Genomic DNA, 26,330 nt, shown 5'->3' with positions numbered 1-26,330 from the left:
GCATTTGCGGGTCATTTTCCGGGGCGCATTGGACGATGTCGCCCGCGTGACATTCCTGCGTACGCACTGTCCGTCGGAAAGGGTATTCCCCCTTGGAACAGGCCGTCTTCACACTTGTGCATTGACTACACGAATGTGACTATATAAGCGTATGTCGCTCGGTCAAGCCGTTTTGTCACATGCCTCAAAAAGGAACAGAGCGCCCAATGTTTATGCAAAAACCCGAGGCGGATGATAACATTGCGCAGGCGGCGTGGCTCTATTACGTTGGCAATCTCAGTCAGCAGGATGTCAGTGAACGGCTGGGGATTTCACGGTTCAAAGTGCTGCGGATGCTGGCCGACGCGCGCGAACAGGGGTTGGTGCGGATAACCGTGGAACACCGGACCTCGCGCACGCTTGCGCTGGCTGACCGGCTGAGTGACACCTTTGGCCTGCAAGAGGTTCAGGTCGCCCCCACCGGCACCGGAGATGAAGACGAAGCATTGGCGCGCAATGCCGTGGCAGTCCTGGCCAGCGGCTATCTGACACGAATCGGCAAGACGGCGCAGGCATTGACCGTCGGTGTCGGATGGGGCCGCACGCTGTCGGCAATGGCGGATAACCTGACAAGGACCAAGAACAGCGGGCTGACCTTCGTGTCGCTTATGGGGTCGGTTACCTATGCGTCGCACACGGCGCCCGGGGATGTTTGTGTCCGGCTTGCCGCGCAAACCGGGGGGCGCGCCATTCTGATGCCCGCGCCCTTTGTGACCGACAGTGCGGTCGCCTGTGATGGGATCATGTCGCAACGTCTGGTGCGCGAGGCGATGGATGTCGCACGCCGGGCTGATCACGCTCTCATGAGCGTTGGTGAATGTCGCGAGGGCGCCATTCTATTTGACAGCAACATTTTCAGCCCCGATCAGATCCAGCAGCTGCGCGACGCGGATGTGGTCGGTGATTGCTGTGGAATATTCTACAAGGCAGACGGCACGGTCGCGGATATTGAGCTCAACCGCTCGACGCCCTGTGTGCAACCGGCCGACATGGCGGATACCGACACCGTGCTGTTGGCCGGCGGCACGGGCAAACTGGCAGCCACTCTCGCGGTTTTGCGCGCTGGCTTCGTAAAGCGGCTCATGGTCGACGAAGGGCTTGCGACTGCGCTTTTGTCAGCCAGCGAAAAACAGGGGGTATAGATGGAAGGTTTTGGCGTGCACACCAGCATGTGGACCATGTCTTGGGACAGGGCGGGCTGTGAAAAAGCGGTTGCCAAGGCCGTGTCTTACGGCATGGATTTTCTGGAAATCGCATTGCTTGACCCACCGCGCGTGGATGCGGCACACAGCCGCAAAACACTTGAGGCGGCGCAAATGCGGTCCGTTTGCTCCCTTGGTTTGCCGCAGGAGGTCTGGGCCTCCCGCAATCCGGAGGGCGCGACAGAGTTTCTGTGTGCCGCGTTGGATAAATCTGCAGCCATTGGGGCGGAGGCGCTGTCCGGCGTGGTTTACGGCGGGATCGGCGAACGCTCCGGCCAGCCACCGACGCAAGCGGAACTGGATAACGTTGCGCATGCCTTGAGCCGCGCGGCGCAGCACGCCAGGACACTTGGTCTGGCGTTCGGGATCGAACCGGTGAACCGGTACGAGACGCACCTGCTGAACACCGGATGGCAGGCGGTTGAGATGATCGAGCGCATCGGCGCGGATAACATGTTCGTTCATCTCGATACCTATCACATGAATATCGAGGAAAAGGGCATGGCCCAGGGCATCATCGATGCCCGCGATCACCTGCGCTATATCCATCTGTCGGAATCCGACCGCGGTACGCCAGGGGCGGGCACTGTCGGCTGGGATGAGGTTTTTGGCGCCTTGCGGGCGGTTGGCTTTACTGGCGGGCTTGCCATGGAGAGCTTTATCAACATGCCGCCCGAAATCGCCAACGGCCTGTCGGTCTGGCGGCCTGTTGCGTCGGGTGAGGCTGAGGTGATGGATAACGGCCTGCCCTTTCTGCGCAACAAGGCGCGGCAGTACGGGCTGATCTAAAACAAGGGATGCGCGGATCATGAAGAACACGACATTGCCACAGCTCTACCAAGAGATGCGCCGGGTGCGTACCTTTGAAGAACGGGTCGGAGAGCTTTTTGTGCGTGGCCAGTCCGCTGGGTCCATGCTGCATCTGTCGATCGGAGAGGAAAGTGCAGCCGTCGGTGTCTGTGCCCGGATGCGCGATGGTGATACCTTCACCACGCATCATCGCGGCCACGGCATTTTTCTGGCGCGCGGGGCCGATCCCGACCGCATGATGGCCGAGATTGCGGGCAAGGACACCGGGTATTGCCATGGCAAGGGCGGCTCCATGCACATCGCCGACATGGGGCTGGGGCACCTTGGGGCAAATGCCATCGTGGGCGGTGGCATTCCGGCGGTCGTGGGTGCTGGATTGTCCGCGCGTCATCAGAAAAGCGGTGCCGTATCGGTCGCGTTCTTTGGTGATGGCGCGACGGGGCAGGGTATTCTTTATGAAAGCATGAACATGGCGGCCCTGTGGAAGCTGCCCGTCATGTTTGTGTGCATCAACAACCAATACGGTATGGGCACGCGCATCGATCAGGCCACCGCAAACCCCGACCTGCATGAACGGGCAGCAGCCTTTGGTCTGGCGGCGCGGACCGTCGACGGGCTCGAGGTCGAAGATGTCGTCGAGGCTGCCACGGACCTGATGGAGCAGGCGCGCGGCGGTACGCCCGCGTTCCTCGCGATTGATTGTTATCGCTTTTACGGTCACGCCCGCAAAGACAAATCCCCTTACCGTGAGGAGTTAGAAGAGGAGGAGGGCCGCAAGAAGGACCCGGTGCTGCAGGCGCGTGAAAAACTGCTGACCACCGGGTTGATGGACACGGCAGAGCTCGACGCGCTGGATGATGAGATTGCCAGGGAAATGGATGCCGCCATCGACTTTGCCATCGCCGGGGAGGAGCCACAGATGCAATCGATGTTTCGCGACGTCTATGCTCCGACCGAACCGGAGCCGGAACCGGTGCGCACCCGGCTTGACCGCATTCTGGCGCAGGGCTGAGGGCGATGGCTTTGCAAGAGACAACCTACCGCGACGCGCTGCGCCTGGCGTTACATGAAGCCATGCAAACCGATGACACTGTTATCCTTTTGGGAGAGGAGGTCGGGCGGTACGGCGGTGCTTACGGGGTGACCAAGGACCTCATCAAAGAGTTTGGCGCCGATCGCGTGATCGACACACCGATCTCGGAGGCCGCGATTGTCGGGACCGCCGTGGGCGCTGCCATGACGGGCCTGCGTCCGGTCGCTGAACTGATGTATGTCGATTTCATTGGCATGACGATGGACCAGCTTGCCAACCAAGCTGCCAAGATCCGATATATGTTCGGAGGTCAGATCGGCGTGCCCATGGTGCTGCGTACACAAGGCGGAACCGGCCGGTCTGCAGGCGCGCAGCACAGCCAGAGCCTCGAGGCCTACGTCATGCACACACCGGGCCTGCGGCTGGCCATGCCCGCGACAGTCGAAGACGCCTACCATCTGTTGCGGCAATCACTGCAACAGCCTGATCCCGTTGTTTTTATTGAGCATAAGGGTCTTTATACCATGAAGGGCACGGTGGACGCGGATGCTGAACCTGTCGCATGGGGCCAAGCCAACCTGCTGCGCGCGGGAGCGGATTTGGTGATCGTCACCTATTCCCGGCAAGTCCATCATGCGCTGGTGGCGGCACAGACGTTGCACTCTGAACACGGGATCAATGCGGCGGTCCTCGATCTGCGCACCCTGAATCCGCTGGACTTCGACACGATCCGCCCCCTTGTTGAAGACGCCGGGCGCGCGATGGTCGTCTCCGAAGGGGTGATGACATGTGGCGTCGCTGCCGAACTGGCCGCCCGCATCACGGAGGAGTGTTTCGACTTTCTGGAAGATCCGGTGGTCCGGGTGGCCGGAGAGGATATCCCGATCTCGGTATCGCCTCTGTTGGAACAGAACTCCGTGCCCACGCCCGAGCTTATTGCCGAAACCGCACGAAAGATGTTTCCATGACAACGCTCACCTTGCCGATGCCGCGCCTTGGTGAAACCATGGAAGAAGGCACCATTGCCGAATGGCTGGTCAAACCCGGCCAGAGTTTCAAACGCGGTGATCCTCTGGTGGAAGTCGAGACGGATAAAACCCTTGTTGAATATCCTGCCTTGGGGGATGGCACCTTACGCGAAACCCTCGTTCGCCCCGGTGACGTGGTTGAGGTCGGCGCCCCCATTGCCATGATCGAGACAGATGATCTGTGGGACGGGATCAAGGGTGAAGAGACCGCCGAGGCCGCTGTCGAAAATGTTCCTGCACAGAGCACCGTCACGACCGCGCAGCCCGCCCCCCGCGCCGCCACGCCGCGCGCCACCCCCTTGGCACGGCGGATCGCCAAGACAAATGGTATCTCGCTCGATGACATCAGCGGAACCGGGCGGCGTGGGCGGATCGAGGCTGCCGATGTCCGTCTGCATGTATCCGGTCGCAGCAGACCGGCCACGGCATCTCTGGCTGCGTATTTCGTGCACGGATTTGCAGGATTAGGCTCGAACTGGGCGGCGCTGCGGGCCGTCCTGCAACGCAAGGGGATGGCCTCCGTCGCACCGGATCTGCCCGGCCATGGACGTAATGCTGCCGATGCACCGGATGTTGAGACCCTTGTGGATTGGCTTGTGGGCGAGCTGGAGAACCAGCCGGAGCCTGTTCACCTGATTGGCCATTCCCTTGGTGCCTATCTCGCCACGCAGGCCGCCCTGCGCGCGCCTCTCAAAACCGCCCGCCTGACCTTGCTCGCGCCAGCGGGATGCGGGCCCGAGATCAATGGCAGTTTTGTGCGGGGTATGGCGCAGGGCCCCAATCGGGGTGCACTGGCGCATCTCATGCGGATGCTGGGCCCAAAGGCATCCCAGCTTGATGCAGACGCCTTGAGCGCAATGGCAGAAGGTCTGGTTGCCGGTCGCTTGTCATCCCTTGCCGCCACCACGGTTCAGGGTAATGTGCAAGGCATCGACACCCTTGCCCCGCTTTTGGCGCTGGCGGGCAAGATACCGGTGACGGCGATCTTTGGGTTGAATGACCAGGTCATCCCGCGCGATCATGTCTTTCACTTGCCGCCCCATGTTGCCTGTCACATGGTAGCGGCGGGGCACATGCCACACTGGGACGCCGCCGACGTGGTGGCGGACATCGTCGCAGCCCCCTAAAAGACCCAACGGGAGGATGGGACAATGTCTTATGTTTTGGCAGTCGATGGCGGCACCGAAAGCCTGCGGGCCCGCATCTATGATCTGAATGGCAGCTGCATTGCGTCACACGCAGAGGCCTATGAGACAATGTTCTCCCCCGGTGCGCGGGCCGAGCAGAACTCCGATGACTGGTGGGAGAGCCTTTGCAAGGCGACCCGCGCATGTCTGGCAGAGGCTGGCCTGTCGGACGACCAGATCGAAGCGATGGCCTGTGCCACGACCTGTTGTACCGTGGTTGCGCTGGACAAGGCCGACAGACCCCTGCGGCCCGCGATCATGTGGATGGATGTGCGGGCGGACAGGGAAGCCGAAGCCGTTCTGGCGACAGGCGACACGCGGCTGAAGCTCAACGCGGATGGGGCCGGACCGGTCTCTGCCGAATGGATGATCCCCAAGGCACTCTGGATCAAGAACAACGAGCCCGAGGTTTACGACGCGGCGGAGACGATCTGCGAGTATCAGGATTACCTGACACTGCGCCTGACGGGCGAGCGCTGCGCGTCCCTGAATAATGTCGGGTTGCGCTGGCATTATGCGAACCGAGATGGCGGCTGGGCGGACCGCCTTGTGGACAAATTGGGTATGCCCGATCTGGTCGGGAAATGGCCCGCGCGCATCGCTGCACCGGGCGAGGTTGTCGGACCGCTGACTGCGCAGGCGGCAGAGGCGCTTGGGCTGACACCCCGGACCCTGCTGGTGCAGGGCGGGGCTGATGCGCTGATCGGGATGATCGGTCTGGGCGTATCCCGACCCGGGCAGCTTTGCCTGATCACCGGGTCGTCACACCTGCAATTCGGGGTGACAGAACAACCTTTCCATGCCCCGGGTATCTGGGGAGCTTATGCCGACATCGTGTATCCGGACCGTTATATCATCGAAGGAGGCCAGACCTCGACCGGGTCGATCATCAACTGGCTGAAACGGTTTGTCGGTGATGCGTTCGACCTTGACGAGATGAACCATAAAGCGGCAGCCTTGCCACCCGGGGCTGAGGGGCTGATCGTGCAAGACCACTTCCAGGGCAACCGCACGCCCTATACCGATGCGCTCTCACGCGGGGCAATCACCGGCCTGACCCTTGCGCATGAGCCGCACCACGTTTTCCGCGCGGTCATGGAGGGTATTTCAATGGGCACCCGCGCAATTCTCGATGCCTTCGCCAAAGGGGGGTATCAGGTGACGGAAATGATCGCCGGAGGCGGTGCCACAAATTCGGATCTTTTTATGCAGATACACGCCGACACGGCGGGCATTCCGGTGCGTATTCCTGCATCAACCGACGGGCCTTCGCTGGGCTCGGCCATCCTTGCGGCCCATGGTGCCGGACGATTTGACAGCATCGATGACGGGATTGCGGCGATGATCAGACCGGGCCGGGTGATTGACCCTAATCCGGCGGCTGTGCGTGCCTACGAAGAGATCTATGCACGCTATCTCGCGCTCTATCCCGCGCTCACCTCTGCGCTGTCTGTCGAAAGCAGCCCGTAAAGGCCGCAACCTGCTTTCGCCTGGCTCAGACCATGCCAACACCGGAAACGGAATGGCCAGGCGTCCCGTTCCTGCCGAGCCGGGGTTCATATGACCGAGCTCTCATGGGCCAGGGGGTTTGGCATGGGGGATATGCCGCAATTTGACCCAGAGTGTGACCCCCTGACGGCCCGCCCGAGCGTTGAGAGTACTGCCCACAGGCAACCGCAGCCATGAACCGCGTTGCAACACATCGCCACCTTCTGTCACATCGCCGTCCAACACCAGAAACTCACCCCCTTCGGGCAGCGCAAGTGTCACGTCAGTATTCGCAGCCCACCGCTCTGCCCGCACGGTTTCAAAGGCATCCTGAAAGAGCGGCATGACGTCGATGCCGGGGCGCGTCACATCCGGCAGATACTCCATCTTTGTCATGTCGATCACCACATGCGTGCGGTCGTCGGGCTGGAACTGCCAAAGCTTGACAAAGATCGTGCAGCCTTCCTCTGACCGGGGGGTATGGGCGGAAGTCGGCGGATTGCGCACGTAGGATCCGGCGGGAAAGTCGCCGTGGTCATCCGAGAAAACGCCCTCAAGCACGATAAATTCTTCGCCGCCCGCGTGGGTGTGCTCAGAAAAATGGCTTTGCGGGGCATAGCGCACGATGCTGGTGGCACGCGCCACCTCGCCTCCGATCCGGTCGAGCATCCGGCGGTCCACGCCCGGCATGGGCGAGGCCTGCCAGTCAAGCTGTGCCGTGTGCACAAGCGCGCGCTTTGAAAAATCTGCATTCAGGTCCATGGCCGTCTTTCGATGTTGTTACCGGTCCAACGTACGAAGCCGGCCGGAGGTTTCCAACCTCTGCGCCTCGGCTTTCTTTCGTGTGGCAGGAAAGCAAAGGGCCGCGGGCGGGTCGACACCGTTGGCCTTGATCCGATACTTTTGAAACAGGGGCCTTTGTCATCTTCGATACGACCAGCGAGTTGGCGGGCGCAGATGGGTCCGGGACGAACTTTCCAGATTTCCGCCCTCTTGATGGGGGACAGCACGTTGCAGAACGGGCCATTGGGGACAAAAGCGACATCCTTGCATCCTGAGCACCCCGACAGGCATTTGCCTTAGGTCTTTTTTGCTGCTGGGAGGTTCACGCCACGATCCCGTCCCGAAGGCTGTCGCGGTTACACGCTATGTGTCAAATGGCAGGCCCTCTTCTATGGGCAGGTCGAAATCACGGGACCATTCATTCCAGGAGCCAAAATAAATCTGCACGTCCGGCAGCCCCGCTTCTTTGAGAGCGAGGAAAGTATTTGCAGCACGCGCACCTTTGAAACAATAGATGTAAACCGGCGTTTCCTTTGCAATGCCAACAGATGCACACTCTGCCAGGATTTCATCCGGTGATTTAATCATCGGCCCTGTTTCTGTTGGCTTCATCATCCGGTACCACTCGATCCACTTTGCGCCGGGAATGCGCCCTTTTCGCGGACAGAAATCCTTGCCATAGGGGGAAGAGCTGTCGCCAATCCATTCGTCAACATCACGCACATCCAAAAGAGCAATATCCGAGCGACCCAGAGCAGATTTCACGTCATCCTTCGTCAGCATTGTCTTGGTCGCGTTCGCACTGGCATGATACTCAACCGCCTCAATCTCCGGTTGATCTTGAGTGACCGGATAGCCTTTGGCCTCCCATGCTTTCAATCCGCCGTGGAGTACACGAATTGAGGGATAGCCGAGGTAGTCCAACAAGAAATAACCACGACAGGACTGCCCAAAGCCGGTGTCCATGGACTGTTCGTAAACAACGGCCATTTTTTTTCCGTCAAGGCCTGCGGCCCCAAACGCCGCTGAAAACCTGTCAGCCAACTCCTGCATGCCTTCCGGGGTCGATGTGGCCAGAAAAGTGAATATCTCGTGCATGTTAACAGCACCCGGTATATGCTTTTCTGCATAGTCGTCAGGACTGCGTGTATCGATTACAACGATGTCATGCCCGAGCGCTGCTTTGAGTTCTTCGGGCGAAATCAAGGCTCTTGTCATTGGCGTTAGACCTCCATCCGATCCGCGACTTCGGTGGTTCCAAGGCTCCGTCACGCTGTCATTCAGGATGCGGCCTTCAATCATGTCGACGACAGTATAAGTTATCGAAGCGTAGCTGGACAGGTTGAGTGTGAGATTGGGCAAATTCCCGCTTAAGGAGAATTTTTTGACGCACCGCGACCGAGTCGTTCCTTGAAACGTCACACTATAGCCCAATATCATACAGCTTAGGCGTATGCGCAGATGACCGAGGTGGAATGTTGCACGCTATGGCCGATGCCTTTGTTTCGATTTCTGTAGATTCACGGCGAGTTAAAACTGGTTCAGGGTATACGGTCGCGGCCGCTCTTTTGGAAATTGACCATGTTCAATTCAGGCGGACTTCCCGGTTTTCCACCGGCAGATCTCTCTTTTGTGGAATAGGAAGCTGCTTTGATTGCGTGGTGAAAATAGATGGTATCTCGAACAGGCGGGCCTGCATTACGGAAGTACAGGAAGGAATGATAATAGAAACGCAGGACGGTGACGCGCAGTTGGTTCCTTCCCGTGAGTGAAGAGACCACAGATCTGCTTGTTGTCGGTGGAGGCCCGGCCGGGGCAAGCGCGGCAATCGCAGCTGCGGGTCACGGCATTTCATCTGTTCTGATCGAAGAGGGCGACATGCCGGGCGGGCAGATTCATCGTGCGCCAAGGTCCCCAAATGCGCCCGGGCCCGATCCGGATGGTGAAAGGATCAGGCGGGATCTGGTCGCCAATCGCAACCTTATCGATGTGCGCACGAACACCTCGGTCTGGGGTGTGTTTGATCGCAAGAGGGTCTGTGTGAGTGATGGCGATGCCTCTACGATACTGACAGCAAAGCAGATCATTCTGGCACCGGGCGCGCAGGAATATGTACCACCTTTTCCCGGATGGACGCTGCCCGGAGTTATGACCGCGGGGGGTGCACAGGCCCTTCTGAAAATGACCGGGGTTGCCCCGGGTCGCAGGATTGTCTTGGCGGGGTCTGGTCCCTTGCTTCTCGCCGTTGCAGCCCAGATGGCAAAGCTTGGTCATCAGGTCGTGTCTGTGTTCCAGGCCGCGTCGCGGAGGTCCTGGATGATGCTGCCGCTGCGGGCGTGGCAGGCTCCGCAAAAAACTCTCGAAGGCATGAAGTATTTTGGAACGCTGAAGCGAACGGGTGTAAAGATGCGCTATGGGCGCATGGTTGTATCGGCGCATGGAGATCAAAGGCTCACCGGCATTAGCCACGCCCCCGTTGATGCGTCTTGGCGCCCTGATCTATCGCGCACCGAAACGATCAATGCAGATGCGCTTTGTATCAGTTATGGTCTTATGCCGCGCACTGACCTGTTCCAGATATTTGGGTGCAAAATGCGGTTTTGCGAAATGCGAGGCGGATGGCATCCGGAGCGAGACGACCAATTGCGCACAAGCCGGCGGGATGTTTTTGCAGTGGGGGATGGTGCCGGTGTCTCGGGTGCTTCTGCCGCGATCCTCGAAGGAAAGCTGGCCGGAAATGCAGCTGCCCACGCGCTTGGGGCCTGTTCAGATGCCTGTCTCGAAGGTGTGTCACGTCGCCTTGGTCGGGCGCTCCGAAGGGTTCATACCTTCGGCGCCGCCATAAATCAGATCTCTTACCCGCGCGCTGGTTTGTTGGATCTGGTGACGGACGATACGATCGTCTGCAGATGTGAAGAGCTTATGTGGAAAGAGGTTCGAACCGGGATTGAGCAAGGCGGCACGGACTTTAGAACACTGAAGTCAGCGACCCGGCTGGGTATGGGCCCTTGCCAAGCAAAGTTCTGTTGGCCATCCGCCTCGCGTCAAATTGCCCGGCTGACCGAGCGCGCCATGAAGGAGGTAGGCCCCATAAGCGTGCGAAATCCGATCCGTCCGATTTCTCTGGGAGCCCTTGCTAAAAAGGCGGCGGTATCCGGATGAAAAAGACGTCGGATGTCTTGGTGATCGGTGCCGGCGTTTACGGAACAAGCGTCGCATATTCATTCGCCAAGCGTGGCTGTTCGGTCACCTTGATCGACGCGTCCAAGCCGGGAAAGGCGACAGCGGCGTCTGCGGGTGGTTTGTGGGCGATTGGAGAATCCGTCGGGCTTGGGTGCGGAGTGATTTTCCACAACGCTGATGAAGTGTCATCCACCGAGCCTGAGCCGGTCCCCCGTCTGTTCATGCATCTTCTAAAGGCAAGCAACAAGATGTTTGCTGAGCTGGCGCCTGAACTCTTGCTGCAGACAGGGATGGATATCGAAGCGGAAGTGGGAACGGGCCTGCTCTATCTGCTCTACAACGGCAGACAACGACGGCATGCGCAGTCCATTCTCGATTGGCTGGGGCGCGACCAAGCACTTGCCGAAGAGTGGGATCGGCAACGTGTATTGGCGCATGATCCGCATATTACCGACGATGTTCTGGGTGCCGTGCATTTCCCCGGCGACAATCAGGTCAACCCGTTGTTCTTGAACGAGGCCCTTAAACGAGCTGCGATAAATCTGGGTGCCAGGTTTGCAGGCGACACACATGTGACCGACCTTTTGATGGCCGACGGTAAGATTACGGGAGTTGCAACGACACAGGGCGTTTTCTGTAGTGGACTGGTGATCAATGCTGCAGGTGCATGGGCGGCCAAGCTCGCCAATATGATAGATCAAGACATTCCACTTGTTCCGGTACGTGGACAAATCATCGGGACCGAAACGCTACAGGATAAGCTTAAGTCGAATATCAGCACGGTGGATTGCTACATTTTGCAGAAGGCCCACGGTGAGGTTCTTATCGGCAGTACAACCGAAATGGTGGGGTTCGATACGGGCGTCAACTATGAGATGCTGACTGACCTTGCGCGCGGAGCGATACGTGCCATTCCGGCACTCGAACGCGTGAACATCAAACGCACCTGGTCCGGGTTGCGGCCTGGTACACCTGACGAATTGCCGGTCCTTGGACAGTCACCGGAAATCGCCAACTTTCACTATGCAACAGGCGGATTCAGGACGGGTATCGTATCGGCCCCGCTGTGCGGCGAACTGGTTGTTGCAAATGCGCTCGGAGAAAAACCGCGAATGTCCATAAATCCATTTTTGCCGAGGAGGTTCAACGGTTTGCCGAAATTGAAGCACGTGAAGACACCCAGGTCTGCCATTCAACCCGACGCCGCGCCTCCGCAATCGGTATGATTTTGGACACTCAACAAAGGAACCAACAAGATGCCTCATGCAAAGAACAAAGAACTTTGGTCATTTGACGATGGCGAAACGTTCAAGGCGGCGGCAAACCTTCACCGGACGTCGGTGGCAGATCTCTTGGTTCCGTGCGCCCATGCGGGAAATCAGGACCAAGCGCTTCATGACGGTATTGTGGATATTCATCGAACGATGCGTCGCGAATATGCGGCGAACATTCGCAAGGTCGGGCGCAACGTTTATCCCTTGATCGTCGCACGCGATACGCAACCGGAAAAAGACCGACTTGACGTCGGGCGCCAAGGACTTGGAGGTATCTATACGCTGTATCTTGAGACGGGCGAAACACACACGATACAGCCCACGCCGCGCGAGTACGAACGTTTGAAATGTTTGTCACACATTCCGCTCGGTCTCTTTAGTATACTGAGCCCATACTTTTCTGAACACGGGGCACGTACCTGGGCACCAAAGCTGGCTTCGTTTGGTGAACAGATTGCCGGTGCTTTGGAAAAGCTGCCAATGCGGTCGAGCAAGACCGACCCCGTCGACGACATCAGCCGCAGAATCCTTAGTATGTCAGATGAATTCACTCAGAATACGTTGTCAAACGGCAATCCAACCGCAGAAAGTCTTGAAAGCTACGCACGTGCTGTCCGTCCCGCGATCCGCGATGCTATGGACATCGCCGCAAAGCTGCAAATAGACGCCTGTATGACGGCATTGTTGCGTTGGAAACGGGATCTTGGCCAGGAAGCATGGAGACAGTTGCATGTCCTGGTTACGACAATTTGGCCCGTGTCAGAGCATAGCCCACGCTGGCAGATGTTTCGCACAATCATGCATCCAGACACAGTGGGCACGCATTTGATTGTCGGCGAAGGCATTCGAACAGATGAAGATGCCCGCGATCTTGTGGGCCGGATCGTGGCGGATCGCTTGGCAGCGCGACTTATCCTCGGCACCGAAGACGAACGCGGCCAACGCATGACGCAATGCATCTCGTCTCGTACCGATGTTGTTGCAGATTCTGCTTACAAGGCTTTGCAGGAGATGTACGACTAACACATAATGACGGCCGGGCTCTGAAGCACCCTGTCCTTTGTCAGATAATGGGCCGATGGTCTTGCTGTGTTATCGAACCAATAGTTTGCCGAGCAGTTGGGACGCGTATGGCATGATTGCCAGAACCGTCCGCGCCTCCGTTGGATGGTTTTAAGAGAGCTTCCGGCACCAGGATCAAGACATCTTCGGCTCCAAACAGGCGCAGTCGGTTTCTGATCTCCAGCCGACGCCCCTGAGCGATCATCGCCTTGGTCTCGAAGAGCGACGTGTTGTGCGACAGGTCATTGGAACTGATTGCGACAGCCCCCTTTTATTGTAGAGCCTTCAGCTTTTCCAGCAAGCTCGCGAGTCTTTTCGCTGCACTTGCCATGATGCCCTCGGTGCTGGTCCTTGGTCAGGTTTTTGTGCTGTGCAAGGTTCAGGCAAAACGGCGGTCGATATGCAGGCCAAAATGGTGATCCAGTAAGAGAACGCCAAAACCCAGCCTCAGCCTGCGGCGAGCGATGGCCAAGGCCGCGTTCTTCGCGGCCGACCTTGATGACGGTGCGATGCTCTCCAACAGGTGCTCCGAACAAGGGCGGCTTCGAGATGTCAGCTTCGACGCTGAGTGAGGAAGCAGACCGATCACGCGCCCGGTCAGGGCAGCCTTTGCAGATCATCGAAGACAAACCCATTGGCGCGCGCGACGAAGACGGGAGATTTGTTATCGGCATTCGTCACGTACAGCCCGCGCCGTGCGCTCTTGTAAGCGATGGGACGCGATGACGGCATCCTCCGGGCCCGCCAGTCCTGTTGAGGTTGGCCGACCAGGCTGGCCAGGAAATGCAGCCCCTCATAGGTGGACTGGCCCAGGGCGTTCAGCATCGGCGCGCGCTCCTGATGCAGGCTGTGGTACTTTTCCCGAAACTCCGCATTGCCTGGCGTGTCCAAACCGGCAAAATAGGAGGCTGAGGAAAAGAGCCGATCCAGATTTTGTTCGCCGCTGGCCAGCAGGCCGTTCTCTTCGATGGCGCAGGACAGACGGAACGTGGTGGAATGCAGCTTCATCGCGCCAAAGATGCGGTTGAACGCAACTGCGTCCTGACCCACCAGCGAAATCAGAACCGCATCCGCGCCCGATTTGCCGATTGTCTCCACCGCATCTTCAATCCTGTTGGAGTTGAAGGGCAGGTAGGTTTCGAAAACCAGCTCGCGATGATGCCGGCGCAGCTGTATCTTGGCGTAGGCGTGCGAGACCCGTGGCCAGATATAGTCATTGCCGATCAGGGCCCATTTCTTGAGCCGGAACCTTCGGCTCATGTATCCGATGGCCGGGCCAAGCTGCCGGGCGGGCATGTCGCCGATTGTAAAGACGCCCGGTGAGGCCTCGCCGCCTTCGTAAAGCGGGGTGTAGATGAACGGTATTCTGCCCCGGACGGTCCCGATGATCTTTTGCCGCACCGCGCTGATGTGCATGCCCACGATGGCGTCGACCCGGCCCTGCGAAATCAGATCGCCGATCAGGGTTTCGACGGGTGTTTCCGCTTCTAGGGCCGCATCGATCACCACGACCTCTACAGGACGTCCACTGATGCCTGTACTCGCATTGAGCTCGTTCAGCGCCACCTCAGCACTGGCAATGCAGGACGGTGCCCACATGCCCGCCGCCCCGCACATCGGGATCAACAGTGCGACGCGGTAGGGCTGACCGGCATTTGCACCTGGTCCCGCATCCGGTCTGCCATATGGAAAAGAGGCCGCATCCTCACTTCGCCAAAGATGAATGTGCGTCGAAGCCATCGATCCGTTTTCTCTTCTAGTTTTAATCCAAAGACGGTGGTACTTGGTGTCCGAAACGTCAACTTTTTTTACCATTGAACTGTCGGTCGTCGGATGTCAGAGCCTCAAAAAACAGTAGATTCGTATATTTCTTATGCACTTGCTGCGGCCCATCGAAAACTTCACATCGAATTGAGCCAGAATCTCAAAGCGCTGAACGTGCAGGTCGAAACCTGGCGTGTGCTGCAGTCATTGCGTGCCTCTCAGGGTACCACAATGCGTGAGCTGGCTGAAATTGTTTTGATGAATCCGCCGACACTGACCAAACTTGTAGATCGCATGGTGGCGGACGGGCTGGTCCAGCGTCAGCTCTCTGCAGAGGACCAAAGGCGCGTTCAATTGGCGCTGACCGATCTGGGGGTCACGCTTGCCGACAAGATCGCGCTCCATGTCGAAGCGCAGAATGACTGGATCATCGAGACAATCGGTTTTGAAAAAGCGCAGCTCCTGCGAGAGGCACTGGATACGCTTGCGTAGGGTTGCATGCCTGGTGTGATTGCGCCTGTCGCCCGTGTCATCAGACACGTTGATCCAGTCCGATCAAGATGCTGTTTGTGCGATCTGCCGCTGCTCCGGCTGGACCTGCGGTGACGCCTCCTGGGATACTCACGTCCCAGCGCCAGCAGCACCTTTCACAAGTACCGGCGCCTCGCCAAAGCCGCGGTGCTCATCGGCCGCGCGCCAGTCTTCCTTTGCCGCCAGCAGGCTTTGCGCATTGGTCACCTTCTTTTCCGTGAGCAGCTTTTCCAGCGCGCTGAGCCAATGCTTGTAATAGGTGTCGCCCAGATCGGGATCGCCCGCCGCCTGCGCCAGCCTGATCTCCTCCGACAGGGTCTTGCACCAGTCTAACCACGCGAAGACACCGCGTTTGTGCAGATCGACCGTTATCGCAAAGGCCTTCGCCTCCCATGGTGCGTTGAAGACAGGCCCGCCTTTGTCATGGGGCAGGTGTGGGGTGCGTTTGAGGTCATAACCTTTGATCTGATCGTTCATAACGCGGGCTTCATGTAATCGTCGAACATGTCGATATAGAGGTACATGTTCTCTGCGTGATCCTCGCCCCAAAGCTCCCGAAACGAGAATTTCACCGAATAGACATGCTGCGCCTTGTGCCCCAGCCCGTGGGCGCCGGTGTCGGGGAAGGCAAAGACGCCATGGTCCCGCTCCACGACGCCTTTCTTGCCACGCACATAGCGCGGCAGGCGCGTATGGGTCACCGGGTTGATGTTCTTCATCTCCACCGCGTCGCCGACGCTGAACTTTGCTGCGACATCCTCGTCCAGCCGGGCCGAAGCCCCTGTGGCGATCAGGCCCGGCACGATGTCTGGGGTCAGTGTGGGCATCAGGCGTCCTCCATCGCGATGTGTTTCTTGCGTGCAACCAGTTCTTCGCGTGTCACCACGCCCTTCTCCGTCAGCAGCGTTTCCAGCGACGCCAGCCAATGTTCGTAGTAGCTCGTCTCCAGATAGTGGGCGGGATCCATGCGTTCGATCGCATGGCGAAACTCGTCCACATTGTAATGCCCGCCCGCAAAACAGGAAACGAAAAGGCCGAACATCCGCCTTTCCCAGTCATCCTTGAAACAGGGCTCGTCCTTTGCAGGGTTGATCGGGCCAAGACCATCCATGCCCCCCAGATCATGTATGCTGTTCATGCGGTCGTCCTTTCTGTCAGATTACAGCGTTCAATGTGCCGCCAGCACATCGGTGCCGATCATCGCATCACGGGTGACGATCTCGGCCAGTTGCGCCTCAGACATATCATCGGTGCCATCGGGTCGTTTCGGCAGCACCAGGTAGCGCAGCTCCGCATTGCTGTCCCATATCCGGATTTCGGTCTCGTCGGGCAGGCTGACACCGAACTCTTCCAGCACCCCGCGCGGGTCCTTCACCACCTTCGCGCGGTAGGGGGCGGCCTTGTACCACACCGGCGGCAGACCCAGCGTGGGCCACGGATAGCAGGAACACAAAGTGCAGACGACGATGTTGTGCACAGCCTCGGTATTCTCCACCACGACCATGTCCTCGCCCTGCACACCGGAAAAGCCAAGCTCGCTGATTGCCGCGGTGGCATCGCTCAGCAGACGCGCCTTATAGGCCGGGTCGGTCCAGGCCTTGGCAACGACGCGCGCCCCGTTGCGCGGGCCGATCTTGGTCTCGTAGGTTTCGACAATCAGGTCGATCGCTTCGGGGTCGATCAGCTTCTTCTCCGTCAGGACGGATTCCAGAGCCTTTACCCGCAGTTCGACATCCGACAGCGGTTTGTTGTGCGGGTGAGAGTGGTCATGAGGCATCGTCTTTTCTCCTTGTCCTGCGGGTGGTCCATTGCCTTGCCAGTTCCGCGATTGCCGTCAGCGATGTTGTCGTCGCATCGGATCATTCAGCCAAATCCGGTGCACGTTACCCGGTCGGCAGAATGGGGTCTGAACCGGCGGGATGACTGATTAAATATCGGGCACTTTTCCGCTGCGCAGACAAGAATCCCAAATTTTCTGCTCTCGATCTGTTGCGGCTGCGCCTTTCAAAGGTTAACCAAAATTAAGTTTCCAATTCAACTAATTTCATTTAATAGTTGTTTCTGGACAGCGGGAGTGCATGAGACAGAAGTTGCGCTACAAGATGCGACTGTTTCATTTTACTTAGTTAAGTCAAAGTATTGCGCGTCAGATGCTTATCATTTGAACGCAGTGACAACGGATTGAGCCGCCAAGGACGCATGCCTGGGCGGGGCTGAAATGATGGGGGCCATTGGGATGATAGACCGTCCGGACGCGGCAGCGGTGCGCGCAGCGGGGGCCGAGCTGGGTCTCGCGTTGAGTGCGGAGGATAGTGCCTCTTTTCTGGGCCTCATGGCGGGGCTTTTTGACGCCTACGATCTTGTGGACGGGATGGACGCTCCACTGCCAGAGGTCAAATACAAGCGGTCGCGGGGCGTCAGGCCTAACCCTGAGGACAATCCTTTTAACGCCTGGGTCGTGAAAACAGAGATCAAGGGCGCGCCAACTGGCAAGCTTTCGGGCAAGACAGTGGCCATCAAGGATAATGTGAATGTTGCTGGTGTGACGATGGAAAATGGCGCGAACATCCTGCAAGGCTATGTGCCCGAAACCGATGCAACCATTGTCACCCGCCTGCTGGAGGCGGGCGCGGACATTCACGGCAAAGCGGTCTGCGAATACTATTGCGCCTCCGGGGGCAGCCACACCTCGGCCAGCGGGCCGGTGGAAAACCCGGTTGTGCCCGGCCACAATGCCGGCGGTTCGTCGTCGGGCTCTGCGGTTCTGGTTGCGGCTGGGATCGTTGACATGGCAACCGGCGGCGATCAGGGCGGCTCGATCCGGATACCGGCGTCTTTCTGCGGTGTCGTGGGGATGAAGCCAACCCACGGGCTGGTTCCTTACACCGGCATCTTTCCGGTCGAGCTGACCGTCGACCACGCGGGACCGATCACGCGGACGGTGGCAGAGAACGCGCTGATGCTGGAGGTCATGGCAGGCCCAGACGGGCTTGATCCGCGCCAGACCGGTGCGCCCAGCCAAACCTACTCCGACGGGGTGGGGATGCCCACGCGCGGCCTCAAGATCGGGGTGGTGTCCGAAGGCCTTGGCCATCCGGGCGGCGAGGCGGAAGTGGATGCCCGCATTCATGAAGTGGCCGACCGGCTCGGGGCGCAGGGTGCCGAAGTCGAAGAGGTATCCATGCCGCTGCACGCGGCGGGCGCGGCCATTTGGACGCCGATCTTCCTGGAGGGCGCCACCGAGTTGATGATGCGGCAGAACGCCTACGGTACCAATATGAAGGGCGTGTTCCTGGAAAGCCTGCTGGACAAGCAATCGCATTGGAAAGCGCAGGCCAATGAGATGTCGGAGACGCTGAAGCTGGGCCTTTTGATGGGGCATTACATGTCTTCACGCCACAAGGGGCGCTACTACGGTAAGGCCCAGAACCTCAATCGTCTGCTCACGGCGGCCTATGATAATCTGCTTACCAAATTCGATGTCCTGCTGATGCCGACAACGCCGATGGCGACCACACCACTGCCCGGTCCGGAGGCCAGCCGCGAGACGGTTGTCGAGCGCGCCTTTGCGATGATCCCGAATACCTCGCCCTCCTGCGCCACAGGGCACCCGAGCATTTCGGTCCCTGCGGGCACCACCAATGACGGGCGGCCCATCGGCGCGATGTTCATCGGGCGCAAGCTGGAGGAAAAAACGCTCTACCGGGCCGCTGCCGCGGTGGAACAACTCTCCTTTGAAAAAATGACGGCGGAGTGACACCGCCGCTGAAACTGTCCTGCGCCAACGGGTCTGCTCCCGGTGCAGGCGGCAGATCCACCATAGAACAGTCTCAGCAGACAAAGAGACACTGACCAACCAAAGGGAAACACAGATGACACTCTCACGCCGTAAATTTATCCGGAATTCTGCCGCGGGCTCGGTCGCACTTGCGGCGCCTTCGCTCATCGGCAGCATGGCGCAGGCACAGGACGGGCCGATCAAGCTGGGCAGCCTGCATGATCTTGCCGGGCCGCTGGCGGCCACCGGCGAGCCCATGGTCTATGCCATCATGCTGGCGGTAGAGGAGATCAACGCTGCGGGTGGATTGCTGGGGCGTGAGGTCGAGCTGATCAACTACGACACGCAATCCAACATCCAGCTCTACTCGCAATTCGCCCAGCAGCTTGCGGTGCGCGACAAGGTGGATGTCATCCATGGTGGCATCACCTCCGCGTCGCGCGAAGCGATCCGTCCGATCTTCAGTCGGTTCCGGACCCTCTACTTCTACAACACGCTCTACGAGGGCGGCGTCTGCGACCGAAACACGTTCAATACCGGCACGACCCCGGCCCAGACGGTCGAAAAGCTGGTGCCTTACGCCATGAACCTCTGGGGCAAGAAGGCCTATATCATCGCGGCGGATTACAACTACGGCCAGATCACCGCGAAATGGATGCGCAAATACGTGGAAGACAACGGCGGCGAAGTGCTCTCGACCGATTTCTTCCCGCTGGACGTGACCAACTTCGGGCCCTCTATCTCGCGGATTCAGGCAGCAGGCCCTGACTTGCTGTTGTCGGCGATGGTGGGCGGAAACCACACCGCGTTTTATCGCCAGTGGGCGGCGGCGGGTCTGAAGGACGAAATCCCGATTGCCTCAACAACCTTTGGCCTGGTCAACGAGCCTGCAACGCTGGAGGATGCAGAGAGCAGGGGCGTGCTGGGCAGCTATGGCTATTTCGAAGAGCTGCAGACCCCGGCAAGCCAGGCTTTCGTAAAGGCGATCAAGGACCGCCATGGGGCCCAGACGCCGTATGTCAGCGAATTGGCCGCAGCAAGCTACGAGGGCGTGCACCTCTGGGCCGAAGGGGTCAAGATGGCGGGCTCGGTCGACCGGATGGAAGTCATCGAAGCGTTGGAGACGGGGCTGTCGTTCGACGGGCCGAGTGGCAAGGTCGTCGTCGATCCGAAAACCCACCATGTGACCCGCAATACGTTCCTCGCAGAGGTCGAAAACCGGGCCTGGAACGTGCTGGAGACTTTCGAGCAGCAACAACCGCTCGACACGGCCGCGGTCTGCGACCTCGAAGCCAACCCCAACGACACGACCCACTATATCATCGACATCTGAGGAGCCGGTCATGGACATCGCGATCATCGTCGGATTGGACGTCATCAGCGGCATTGCATCTCTGGTGCTGATCAGCGCCGGTCTCGCGGTGATCTTCGGCATGATGAAAATCATCAACCTCGCGCATGGGGAATTCCTCATGCTTGGGGCCTATGCCACCGTTCTGTCGGTCTCGGCGGGGGTGAACATCTGGTTTGCGATGCTGGTCATCGCACCGGTGTTCGTGGGTCTTGTCGGGGTGATCGTCGAACGCTGTCTGATCCAGTTTCTTTACGGCAGGCTGGTCGATACGATGCTCGCGACATGGGGCCTCAGCCTCGTGATCGTCGGCGGCACCACGATGATCTTCGGCAACACGATCGTGGGGGTGTCCTCGCCTCTGGGCGGATTTCAGGTCGGCGCCTATCAATCGAGCCTCTACACGCCGTTTCTGGCGCTGATGGCGATATTTCTCATGACAGCGGTGTTTGGCGTGATGCGGTACACGCGGGCCGGGCTCATCGCGCGCGCGGTCATGCAAAACCCCGAGATGGCCGCGACGCTGGGCGTCAACCCCGCGCGCGTCTATATGGCCACCTTCGGCGCGGGCGCGGCGATGTCCGGGCTCGCCGGTGGCCTGCTGGCACCCGTAGCAGGCGTCGTGCCGACCATGGGGGCGGCCTATATCGCCAAGGCCTTTATCACCGTGGTCGGCGGCGGCACATCGCTGCTCTGGGGGCTGATCTCGGCCTCGGGCCTTTTCGGGTTCATCAACCAGATCGCGGCCTTCCTCACCACCCCCGTCTTTGGCGAAGTCATCCTCTTCGTCGCCGCGGTGGTCCTGATCCGCATGCTGCCCACCGGCATTGCGGGCCGGTTTTTCAAAGGACGTTTGTGAATGCAGATACTCAACGGCATGACAGGGGCGCTCATTGGGTCTGCCATCGCGGCAGTGGCCATAATCGTGGCCCCCTTCTTCGTCGATCTCTTTCAGATCATGCAACTGACAGTCTTTGCGGCCATGGCCGTGCTGGCGCTCAGCCTGGGGTTCATCTGGGGCTATGGCGGCATCCTGTGCTTTGGACAAACGTCGTTCTTTGGCTTGGGGGCTTATGCCTATGCGGTGTCGGCGATCAACTTCGGGGACAGTACGCCCGCGATCCTGCTGGCCATTCTGGTGCCCGTCGTCTTTGCCGCACTTCTGGGGTATTTCATGATCTACGGCGGGATCAGCGACGTCTATCTGGGTGTCATCACACTCACGGTCTCGCTCATCTTGTTCAATCTGGTGAACTCGACCGCCGGAGACTTCTATAAGATCGGGGATGCACGTCTTGGCGGTTTCAACGGGATGCCGGGGGTGCCCACTTTCAACCTGCCGGGCAACCCGGGCTATATCCTGACGCCGGAACAGGCCTGGATGGTCACTGGGATCGCGTTGATCCTCGTCTACCTCGGTCTGAGGGTGCTCATTGCCAGCTCATTCGGCCGCATCATCATCGCCATCCGTGAGAACGAGACGCGCGCCGCCCTACTGGGCTACGACCCGCGCATCTACAAGCTGATCACCTTCATGATCGGCGGGGCCATCGCAGGCTTTGCCGGGGCGCTCTACGTGAACTGGGGCGCTTTTGTCAGCCCGACGATCTTTGCCCTCGGGCTCTCCGCACAGATCATCATCTGGGTCATCATCGGGGGGCGCGGCACCCTCATCGGACCGGTCATCGGTTGCCTGCTCCTGCAATGGATGGTCACGGAGATCGGCGCGCAGCAGGCGTTGGACGCCAATTTCATCCTCGGCGCCATCCTGATCGTCTTTGTACTGCTGGTGCCCAAAGGCATCGCCCCGACCCTGCGCGGTCTGGCCCTGTCACGTCTTGCGCGAACCGAAGCAGCGCCACCCGAGACCCGCGTAAAGGTGAAAACATGAGCGCGCCTTTGCTGCAGACCAGCGGTCTCACCATCCGCTTTGGCGGTGTCACCGCCGTCGATCGGGTGGATTTTGTGCTGAAGGAGGCGGAACTGCGCTGCCTGATCGGGCCGAACGGAGCAGGCAAATCCACGTTCTTCAAGCTTCTGACAGGGCAGTTGCCGCCGACCGAAGGCCATGTGCATCTGCGTGGTCAGGACATCTCCGGCGCGCGACCGCATGAAATAGCACGGCAGGGGGTGGGCATCAAAACCCAGGTGCCCAATGTGTTCAACGCGATGACCGTGCATGAAAACCTGTGGATTGCGGCGCGCCACAAGCATACGCCCGCCTTTGCCACCGAACTGACCGATCAGATCCTGACCCAACTGCGCTTGACCGGCATTGCGACTAAAGAGGTCGGCCAACTGGCACATGGGCAGCGGCAGTGGGTCGAGATCGGCACCGTTCTGGCAGGGGAGCCGGAGCTGATCCTGCTGGACGAACCGGCGGCGGGCATGACCCATGAGGAGGTGGAACGGACGGCAGAGCTGATCCTGGAGATCAACAAATCCCGCGCGCTTATCGTGGTCGAGCATGACATGCAGTTCATCAAGATGATCGCGAGGACAGTGACCGTGCTGCATCAGGGCGCGGTTCTGATCGAAGACGATGTGGCCCGCGTTCTCGAAGACGCCCGGGTGCGCGACGTCTATCTGGGCAAGGGGTTGGCGGCATGATTTTGGAAGTCGATGCGCTCCGCTCTGGCTATGGCCGCATCCCGATCCTCGCGGGCGTCACGCTCGGCGTGGCCGAAGGCGAATTCCTCGGGATCCTCGGACACAACGGCATGGGCAAGACCACCCTGATGAAGACCTTGATGGGGCATCTGCCCGCAACGGGCGGGACCGTCCGCTTTGGCGGTCAGGACATCACGCATCTGCCACCGCATAAACGCGCGCTGGCCGGTCTGGGGCTGGTGCCGCAGGGGCGGCAGATCTTTCCCGATCTGAGCGTGCATGAAAACCTGCGCATGGGCATGGCGGGTAGTGCGGCGGAGGATGCCGCACTGCTCGATGACATCCTGAGCCTGTTTCCGCGTCTGCAAAGGCTGCTCGACCGGCGTGGCGGCGCGCTTTCGGGAGGTGAGCAGCAATTGCTGGCGCTGGCACGGTGTCTCTGCGCCCGGCCCAAGCTGATGCTGCTGGATGAGCCGACGGAAGGCATTCAGCCCTCGATCCTGGAAGAGATCGTGGACACGCTCAAAGCCCTTCGCGCACGCGGTCTGTCGCTGGTGCTGGTGGAGCAGAACCTCGATTTTATCGCTGCTTTGTCAGGCCGTGTGCTGATCATCCAGAAGGGCGCAATCACGGGCGAGCTGTCGCCGCAAGACCTCAAGAACCCTGAAACCGTGGCCGAATTCGTTGGCATGACAACGGCCTGAACCCAACCCATCCGCAGCGGGAGATGCGCTGCACCACACCGAAACCGATCCAGAGGAGACGATCCATGTCCATCACAAGACCAAGCGTTGAAAAACTTCTCGAGATAGCGACGGGGCTGGGGATGAACCTGACCCGAGCCGAGGCGGAGGAGTATCACACGCTGATGCAGCCCAACCTCGATGCCTATGATGTCATCGATGCCGAACCCGATTTCACCCCGCCGGTCGCTTACCCGCGCACGTCAGGCTATGCGCCCGGAGCGGGTGAAAACCCCTATGGCGCCTGGGCGCGCAAGGTCGAGGTAAAAGGCGCGCCCGAGGGCAAGCTCAAGGGCAAGACGGTGGCACTGAAGGACAATGTGGCGCTGGCGGGCGTGCCGATGACGAACGGCGCCTCAACGCTCGAAGGTTTCGTGCCGGTGGCGGATGCGACCATCGTCACACGGATGCTGGACGCAGGGGCCACCATCACGGGCAAGGCGGTCTGCGAATACTTCTGCCTGTCGGGCGGCAGCCATACTTCGAAACCCTCGATGGTGCATAACCCGCGGCGGATGGGCTATTCGGCGGGCGGCTCGTCTTCGGGGAGCGCGGCGCTGGTGGCCGCGGGCGAGGTCGATATGGCCATCGGCGGCGATCAGGGCGGCTCGATTCGCATGCCTGCCTCCTACTGTGGCATCGCCGGAATGAAGGCGACCCATGGGCTGGTGCCCTATACCGGTGTGATGCCCATCGAGAGCACCATCGATCACACAGGCCCGATGACGATGTCCGTTGCCGACAACGCGCTGATGCTGGAGGTGCTGGCCGGGGCCGACGGGCTGGACCCGCGCCAGTATGCGCCCAAGGTCGACAGCTACACCGATGCGCTGGACCGCGGGGTCTCGGGCATGAAGATCGGCGTGCTGAAGGAGGGGTTCGTTGCAGGCAACATGATGCCGGGTGTGGCGGATGCGGTAAAGGAAGCCGCAGAGACCTACCGCGGGCTCGGCGCCACTGTCGAGGAAATCTCGGTCCCCGAACATCTGCTCGCCGCTGCGGTCTGGGGCCCGATTGCCATCGAAGGTCTGCAATGGCAGATGATGCAGGGCAACGGCATGGGCATGAACTGGAAGGGCGCCTATGACGTGGGCCTTATGGATTTCCACGCGAACTGGCGCGGCAAGGCGGATGATCTGTCCGAAAGCCTCAAGATCTGCATGCTGATCGGCCAATACGGCATCGACCACTACAATGGCCGCTATTATGCCAAGGCGCAGAATCTCTCGCGCAAAGTCAAGGCCGCCTATGATGCGGTCTTTGCCGACTATGATCTGCTGCTGATGCCAACCCTGCCGATCACCGCCTCGAAACTGCCCGAACCGGGCGCGCCCATCGCCGAAGTGATTGCCCGGGCTTTCGAGATGATCGCCAACACGTCACAGTTCGATGTGACAGGCCATCCGTCGATGTCGATCCCCTGTGGTCAGGTCGATGGTCTTCCCGTGGGGCTGATGCTGACCGGCGCGGATTACACCGAAAGCACGATCTATGCTGCTGCGGCCGCCTTTGAAGCGACGGTGGACTGGACGGGCACGGTGGCAAAACCCGCCGCCGCAGAGCCGGAACTGACGCCCGCGCAATAAGAGAAGGACCGAGGGGCTGGCCACCACGGTGGTTGGCTCCGTTCCGGCACCGGCAGAGATCCCTTATGATCACCATCACGGCCATCATCCGCGCGAAAGCGGGGCAGGAGAACGGGTTGCGCGACGCCCTGCTCGACGTGGCGGCCCATGTGATAGATCATGAGCCGGATACGATTGGATTCCATGTGTCACAGAGCCTCGATGACCCCGCTGTTTTCACCACCTACGAGCGTTTCGCGACGGAAGCCGCCAAGGATCTTCACAATGGATCGGAGGCCGTCGCGCGGTTCTTTGCCCGGGCCGAGGCGCTGATCGAGGGCGAAGCGGTGCTACATACCTGTCGCGAGGTCACGGGCCATGGATGATTTCGCCGGGCGCTGCGTCGAGGAGGCCAGCCGGCTGCACGTCTTTTTGCAGGACTGGTTGCGGGGCACACTGCCACGCACCGCGCAGGGTTTTGCGCCTTTTGCCGACGCTTTGGCCGACCCTTGCCGCGTTGTCAGCCCGCTTGGCACCGTCACGGAACGTGCCGCACTGCTCAGCGAGTTCGAAGCCACGCACGGCGTGTTAGCAGAACAAGGCGATGCCTTCGTGATCCGCGTCGAAAATACCGTCGTACTGCAGCAGTGGGAGGACCACGCGCTGGTCAGCTACGAGGAATGGCATGATCTGGGCGATCAGAGCTCTGCCAGGCTGTCAACGGCGCTCTATACGGCCGATGACGCGGCGCCGCTTGGTGTTGCATGGTCCTACATTCACGAAACATGGCTGCCCGATCGGGCGCCTTTGGCGGGGGAACGTTTTCCCATGGAGCCCGGGTGAGAGCGCGCGAGAGATCGCCGCGCGGCGATGGTCCTGTCGACGGGCGCAATTCGCAG

General features: G+C 59.8%; 27 protein-coding genes. 20 read left to right on the top strand and 7 right to left on the bottom strand.

Annotated elements, in window-relative coordinates; all coding sequences use genetic code 11:
- Positions 1 to 206 precede the first annotated feature (206 nt).
- Genes H7847_RS04565 through H7847_RS04540 form a run of 6 tightly spaced genes read left to right on the top strand, consistent with a single transcriptional unit; the run spans position 207 to position 6,769 of the window.
- On the top strand, positions 207 to 1,181 hold the full coding sequence (locus tag H7847_RS04565) for a sugar-binding transcriptional regulator (protein ID WP_227268208.1): 975 nt from the start codon (positions 207 to 209) through the stop codon (positions 1,179 to 1,181).
- Complete coding sequence (locus tag H7847_RS04560; protein WP_227268207.1) at positions 1,182 to 2,030, top strand: sugar phosphate isomerase/epimerase family protein; 849 nt, start codon at positions 1,182 to 1,184, stop codon at positions 2,028 to 2,030.
- Between the two features lie 19 nt (positions 2,031 to 2,049).
- Positions 2,050 to 3,063 (top strand): thiamine pyrophosphate-dependent dehydrogenase E1 component subunit alpha, encoded by a 1,014-nt coding sequence (locus H7847_RS04555; RefSeq protein ID WP_227268206.1) that lies wholly within the window; start codon positions 2,050 to 2,052, stop codon positions 3,061 to 3,063.
- Between the two features lie 5 nt (positions 3,064 to 3,068).
- Complete coding sequence (locus tag H7847_RS04550) at positions 3,069 to 4,052, top strand: alpha-ketoacid dehydrogenase subunit beta (protein ID WP_227268205.1); 984 nt, start codon at positions 3,069 to 3,071, stop codon at positions 4,050 to 4,052.
- Positions 4,049 to 5,239 (top strand): acetoin dehydrogenase dihydrolipoyllysine-residue acetyltransferase subunit, encoded by a 1,191-nt coding sequence (locus H7847_RS04545; RefSeq protein ID WP_227268204.1) that lies wholly within the window; start codon positions 4,049 to 4,051, stop codon positions 5,237 to 5,239. The genes H7847_RS04550 and H7847_RS04545 overlap by 4 nt, the downstream gene beginning before the upstream one ends.
- A 24-nt stretch (positions 5,240 to 5,263) precedes the next feature.
- Positions 5,264 to 6,769, top strand: coding sequence for an FGGY-family carbohydrate kinase (locus H7847_RS04540; RefSeq protein WP_227268203.1), 1,506 nt, complete (start codon positions 5,264 to 5,266; stop codon positions 6,767 to 6,769).
- A 102-nt stretch (positions 6,770 to 6,871) separates the two neighbouring features.
- Here H7847_RS04540 and H7847_RS04535 read toward each other — a convergent pair whose 3' ends face one another.
- Both H7847_RS04535 and H7847_RS04530 read right to left on the bottom strand, forming a co-directional pair.
- Positions 6,872 to 7,549 (bottom strand): cupin domain-containing protein, encoded by a 678-nt coding sequence (locus H7847_RS04535; RefSeq protein WP_227268202.1) that lies wholly within the window; start codon positions 7,547 to 7,549, stop codon positions 6,872 to 6,874.
- A gap of 384 nt (positions 7,550 to 7,933) precedes the next feature.
- Positions 7,934 to 8,788 (bottom strand): sulfurtransferase, encoded by an 855-nt coding sequence (locus H7847_RS04530; protein WP_227268201.1) that lies wholly within the window; start codon positions 8,786 to 8,788, stop codon positions 7,934 to 7,936.
- Positions 8,789 to 9,045: 257 nt separating this feature from the next.
- Here H7847_RS04530 and H7847_RS27095 point away from each other — a divergent pair, with 257 nt between their 5' ends.
- The 4 genes from H7847_RS27095 to H7847_RS04510 are packed head-to-tail and all read left to right on the top strand — an operon-like array spanning position 9,046 to position 13,050.
- Positions 9,046 to 9,342 carry a (2Fe-2S)-binding protein gene (locus H7847_RS27095; RefSeq protein ID WP_406675965.1) on the top strand — a complete coding sequence of 99 codons (297 nt, stop codon included), beginning with the start codon at positions 9,046 to 9,048 and terminating at the stop codon, positions 9,340 to 9,342.
- The gene (locus H7847_RS04520; RefSeq protein WP_319799748.1) at positions 9,311 to 10,732 is read left to right on the top strand and encodes an FAD/NAD(P)-dependent oxidoreductase; all 1,422 of its coding nucleotides are present in this window, start codon (positions 9,311 to 9,313) and stop codon (positions 10,730 to 10,732) included. Before H7847_RS27095 ends, H7847_RS04520 begins: the two co-directional genes overlap by 32 nt.
- A complete protein-coding gene (locus tag H7847_RS04515; RefSeq protein ID WP_227268198.1) occupies positions 10,729 to 11,979 on the top strand; it encodes an NAD(P)/FAD-dependent oxidoreductase in 1,251 nt (416 codons plus the stop codon). The genes H7847_RS04520 and H7847_RS04515 overlap by 4 nt, the downstream gene beginning before the upstream one ends.
- A 30-nt stretch (positions 11,980 to 12,009) precedes the next feature.
- Entirely contained in the window at positions 12,010 to 13,050 is a 1,041-nt protein-coding gene (locus H7847_RS04510) for a hypothetical protein (protein ID WP_227268197.1), read from the top strand.
- Positions 13,051 to 13,686: 636 nt separating this feature from the next.
- On the opposite strand, the gene H7847_RS04505 is transcribed toward H7847_RS04510, so the two are convergent.
- Complete coding sequence (locus tag H7847_RS04505; protein WP_227268196.1) at positions 13,687 to 14,829, bottom strand: substrate-binding domain-containing protein; 1,143 nt, start codon at positions 14,827 to 14,829, stop codon at positions 13,687 to 13,689.
- A gap of 93 nt (positions 14,830 to 14,922) precedes the next feature.
- On the opposite strand from H7847_RS04505, the gene H7847_RS04500 reads away from it, so the two are divergent.
- Positions 14,923 to 15,345, top strand: a complete 423-nt coding sequence (locus tag H7847_RS04500) for a MarR family winged helix-turn-helix transcriptional regulator (protein WP_227268195.1) — start codon at positions 14,923 to 14,925, stop codon at positions 15,343 to 15,345.
- Positions 15,346 to 15,474: 129 nt separating this feature from the next.
- Here H7847_RS04500 and H7847_RS04495 read toward each other — a convergent pair whose 3' ends face one another.
- The 4 genes from H7847_RS04495 to nthA are packed head-to-tail and all read right to left on the bottom strand — an operon-like array spanning position 15,475 to position 17,161.
- Positions 15,475 to 15,861: a nitrile hydratase accessory protein gene (locus H7847_RS04495; RefSeq protein ID WP_227268194.1), complete on the bottom strand. Its 387-nt coding sequence runs from the start codon at positions 15,859 to 15,861 to the stop codon at positions 15,475 to 15,477.
- Positions 15,858 to 16,211, bottom strand: a complete 354-nt coding sequence (locus H7847_RS26685) for a nitrile hydratase subunit beta (protein WP_264479462.1) — start codon at positions 16,209 to 16,211, stop codon at positions 15,858 to 15,860. The genes H7847_RS04495 and H7847_RS26685 overlap by 4 nt, the downstream gene beginning before the upstream one ends.
- A complete protein-coding gene (locus tag H7847_RS26680) occupies positions 16,211 to 16,522 on the bottom strand; it encodes a nitrile hydratase subunit beta (protein ID WP_264479461.1) in 312 nt (103 codons plus the stop codon). Before H7847_RS26680 ends, H7847_RS26685 begins: the two co-directional genes overlap by 1 nt.
- Before the next feature lie 30 nt (positions 16,523 to 16,552).
- Positions 16,553 to 17,161: a nitrile hydratase subunit alpha gene (nthA, locus tag H7847_RS04485; RefSeq protein WP_227268193.1), complete on the bottom strand. Its 609-nt coding sequence runs from the start codon at positions 17,159 to 17,161 to the stop codon at positions 16,553 to 16,555.
- A 459-nt stretch (positions 17,162 to 17,620) separates the two neighbouring features.
- Here nthA and H7847_RS04480 point away from each other — a divergent pair, with 459 nt between their 5' ends.
- The 9 genes from H7847_RS04480 (at position 17,621) to H7847_RS04440 (ending at position 26,274) form a co-directional block, all read left to right on the top strand.
- Complete coding sequence (locus H7847_RS04480; RefSeq protein ID WP_227268192.1) at positions 17,621 to 19,141, top strand: amidase; 1,521 nt, start codon at positions 17,621 to 17,623, stop codon at positions 19,139 to 19,141.
- 115 nt (positions 19,142 to 19,256) lie between these two features.
- The gene (locus H7847_RS04475) at positions 19,257 to 20,495 is read left to right on the top strand and encodes an urea ABC transporter substrate-binding protein (RefSeq protein WP_227268191.1); all 1,239 of its coding nucleotides are present in this window, start codon (positions 19,257 to 19,259) and stop codon (positions 20,493 to 20,495) included.
- A gap of 10 nt (positions 20,496 to 20,505) precedes the next feature.
- Positions 20,506 to 21,372 (top strand): ABC transporter permease subunit, encoded by an 867-nt coding sequence (locus tag H7847_RS04470; RefSeq protein ID WP_227268190.1) that lies wholly within the window; start codon positions 20,506 to 20,508, stop codon positions 21,370 to 21,372.
- Positions 21,373 to 22,404, top strand: a complete 1,032-nt coding sequence (locus H7847_RS04465; RefSeq protein ID WP_227268189.1) for a branched-chain amino acid ABC transporter permease — start codon at positions 21,373 to 21,375, stop codon at positions 22,402 to 22,404.
- Complete coding sequence (locus H7847_RS04460; RefSeq protein ID WP_227268188.1) at positions 22,401 to 23,123, top strand: ATP-binding cassette domain-containing protein; 723 nt, start codon at positions 22,401 to 22,403, stop codon at positions 23,121 to 23,123. Before H7847_RS04465 ends, H7847_RS04460 begins: the two co-directional genes overlap by 4 nt.
- Positions 23,120 to 23,827 carry an ABC transporter ATP-binding protein gene (locus H7847_RS04455; protein ID WP_227268187.1) on the top strand — a complete coding sequence of 236 codons (708 nt, stop codon included), beginning with the start codon at positions 23,120 to 23,122 and terminating at the stop codon, positions 23,825 to 23,827. The genes H7847_RS04460 and H7847_RS04455 overlap by 4 nt, the downstream gene beginning before the upstream one ends.
- A 65-nt stretch (positions 23,828 to 23,892) precedes the next feature.
- Complete coding sequence (locus tag H7847_RS04450) at positions 23,893 to 25,452, top strand: amidase (RefSeq protein WP_227268186.1); 1,560 nt, start codon at positions 23,893 to 23,895, stop codon at positions 25,450 to 25,452.
- A 65-nt stretch (positions 25,453 to 25,517) separates the two neighbouring features.
- On the top strand, positions 25,518 to 25,817 hold the full coding sequence (locus tag H7847_RS04445) for a putative quinol monooxygenase (protein WP_227268185.1): 300 nt from the start codon (positions 25,518 to 25,520) through the stop codon (positions 25,815 to 25,817).
- On the top strand, positions 25,810 to 26,274 hold the full coding sequence (locus H7847_RS04440) for a hypothetical protein (RefSeq protein ID WP_227268184.1): 465 nt from the start codon (positions 25,810 to 25,812) through the stop codon (positions 26,272 to 26,274). The genes H7847_RS04445 and H7847_RS04440 overlap by 8 nt, the downstream gene beginning before the upstream one ends.
- Positions 26,275 to 26,330 lie beyond the last annotated feature (56 nt).

The organism is Roseobacter weihaiensis (assembly GCF_020622345.1).
GTDB lineage: Bacteria > Pseudomonadota > Alphaproteobacteria > Rhodobacterales > Rhodobacteraceae > Roseobacter > Roseobacter weihaiensis.
The sequence above is the reverse complement of the archived record's forward strand: the minus strand, read 5'-3'. Positions and strand labels throughout refer to the sequence as shown.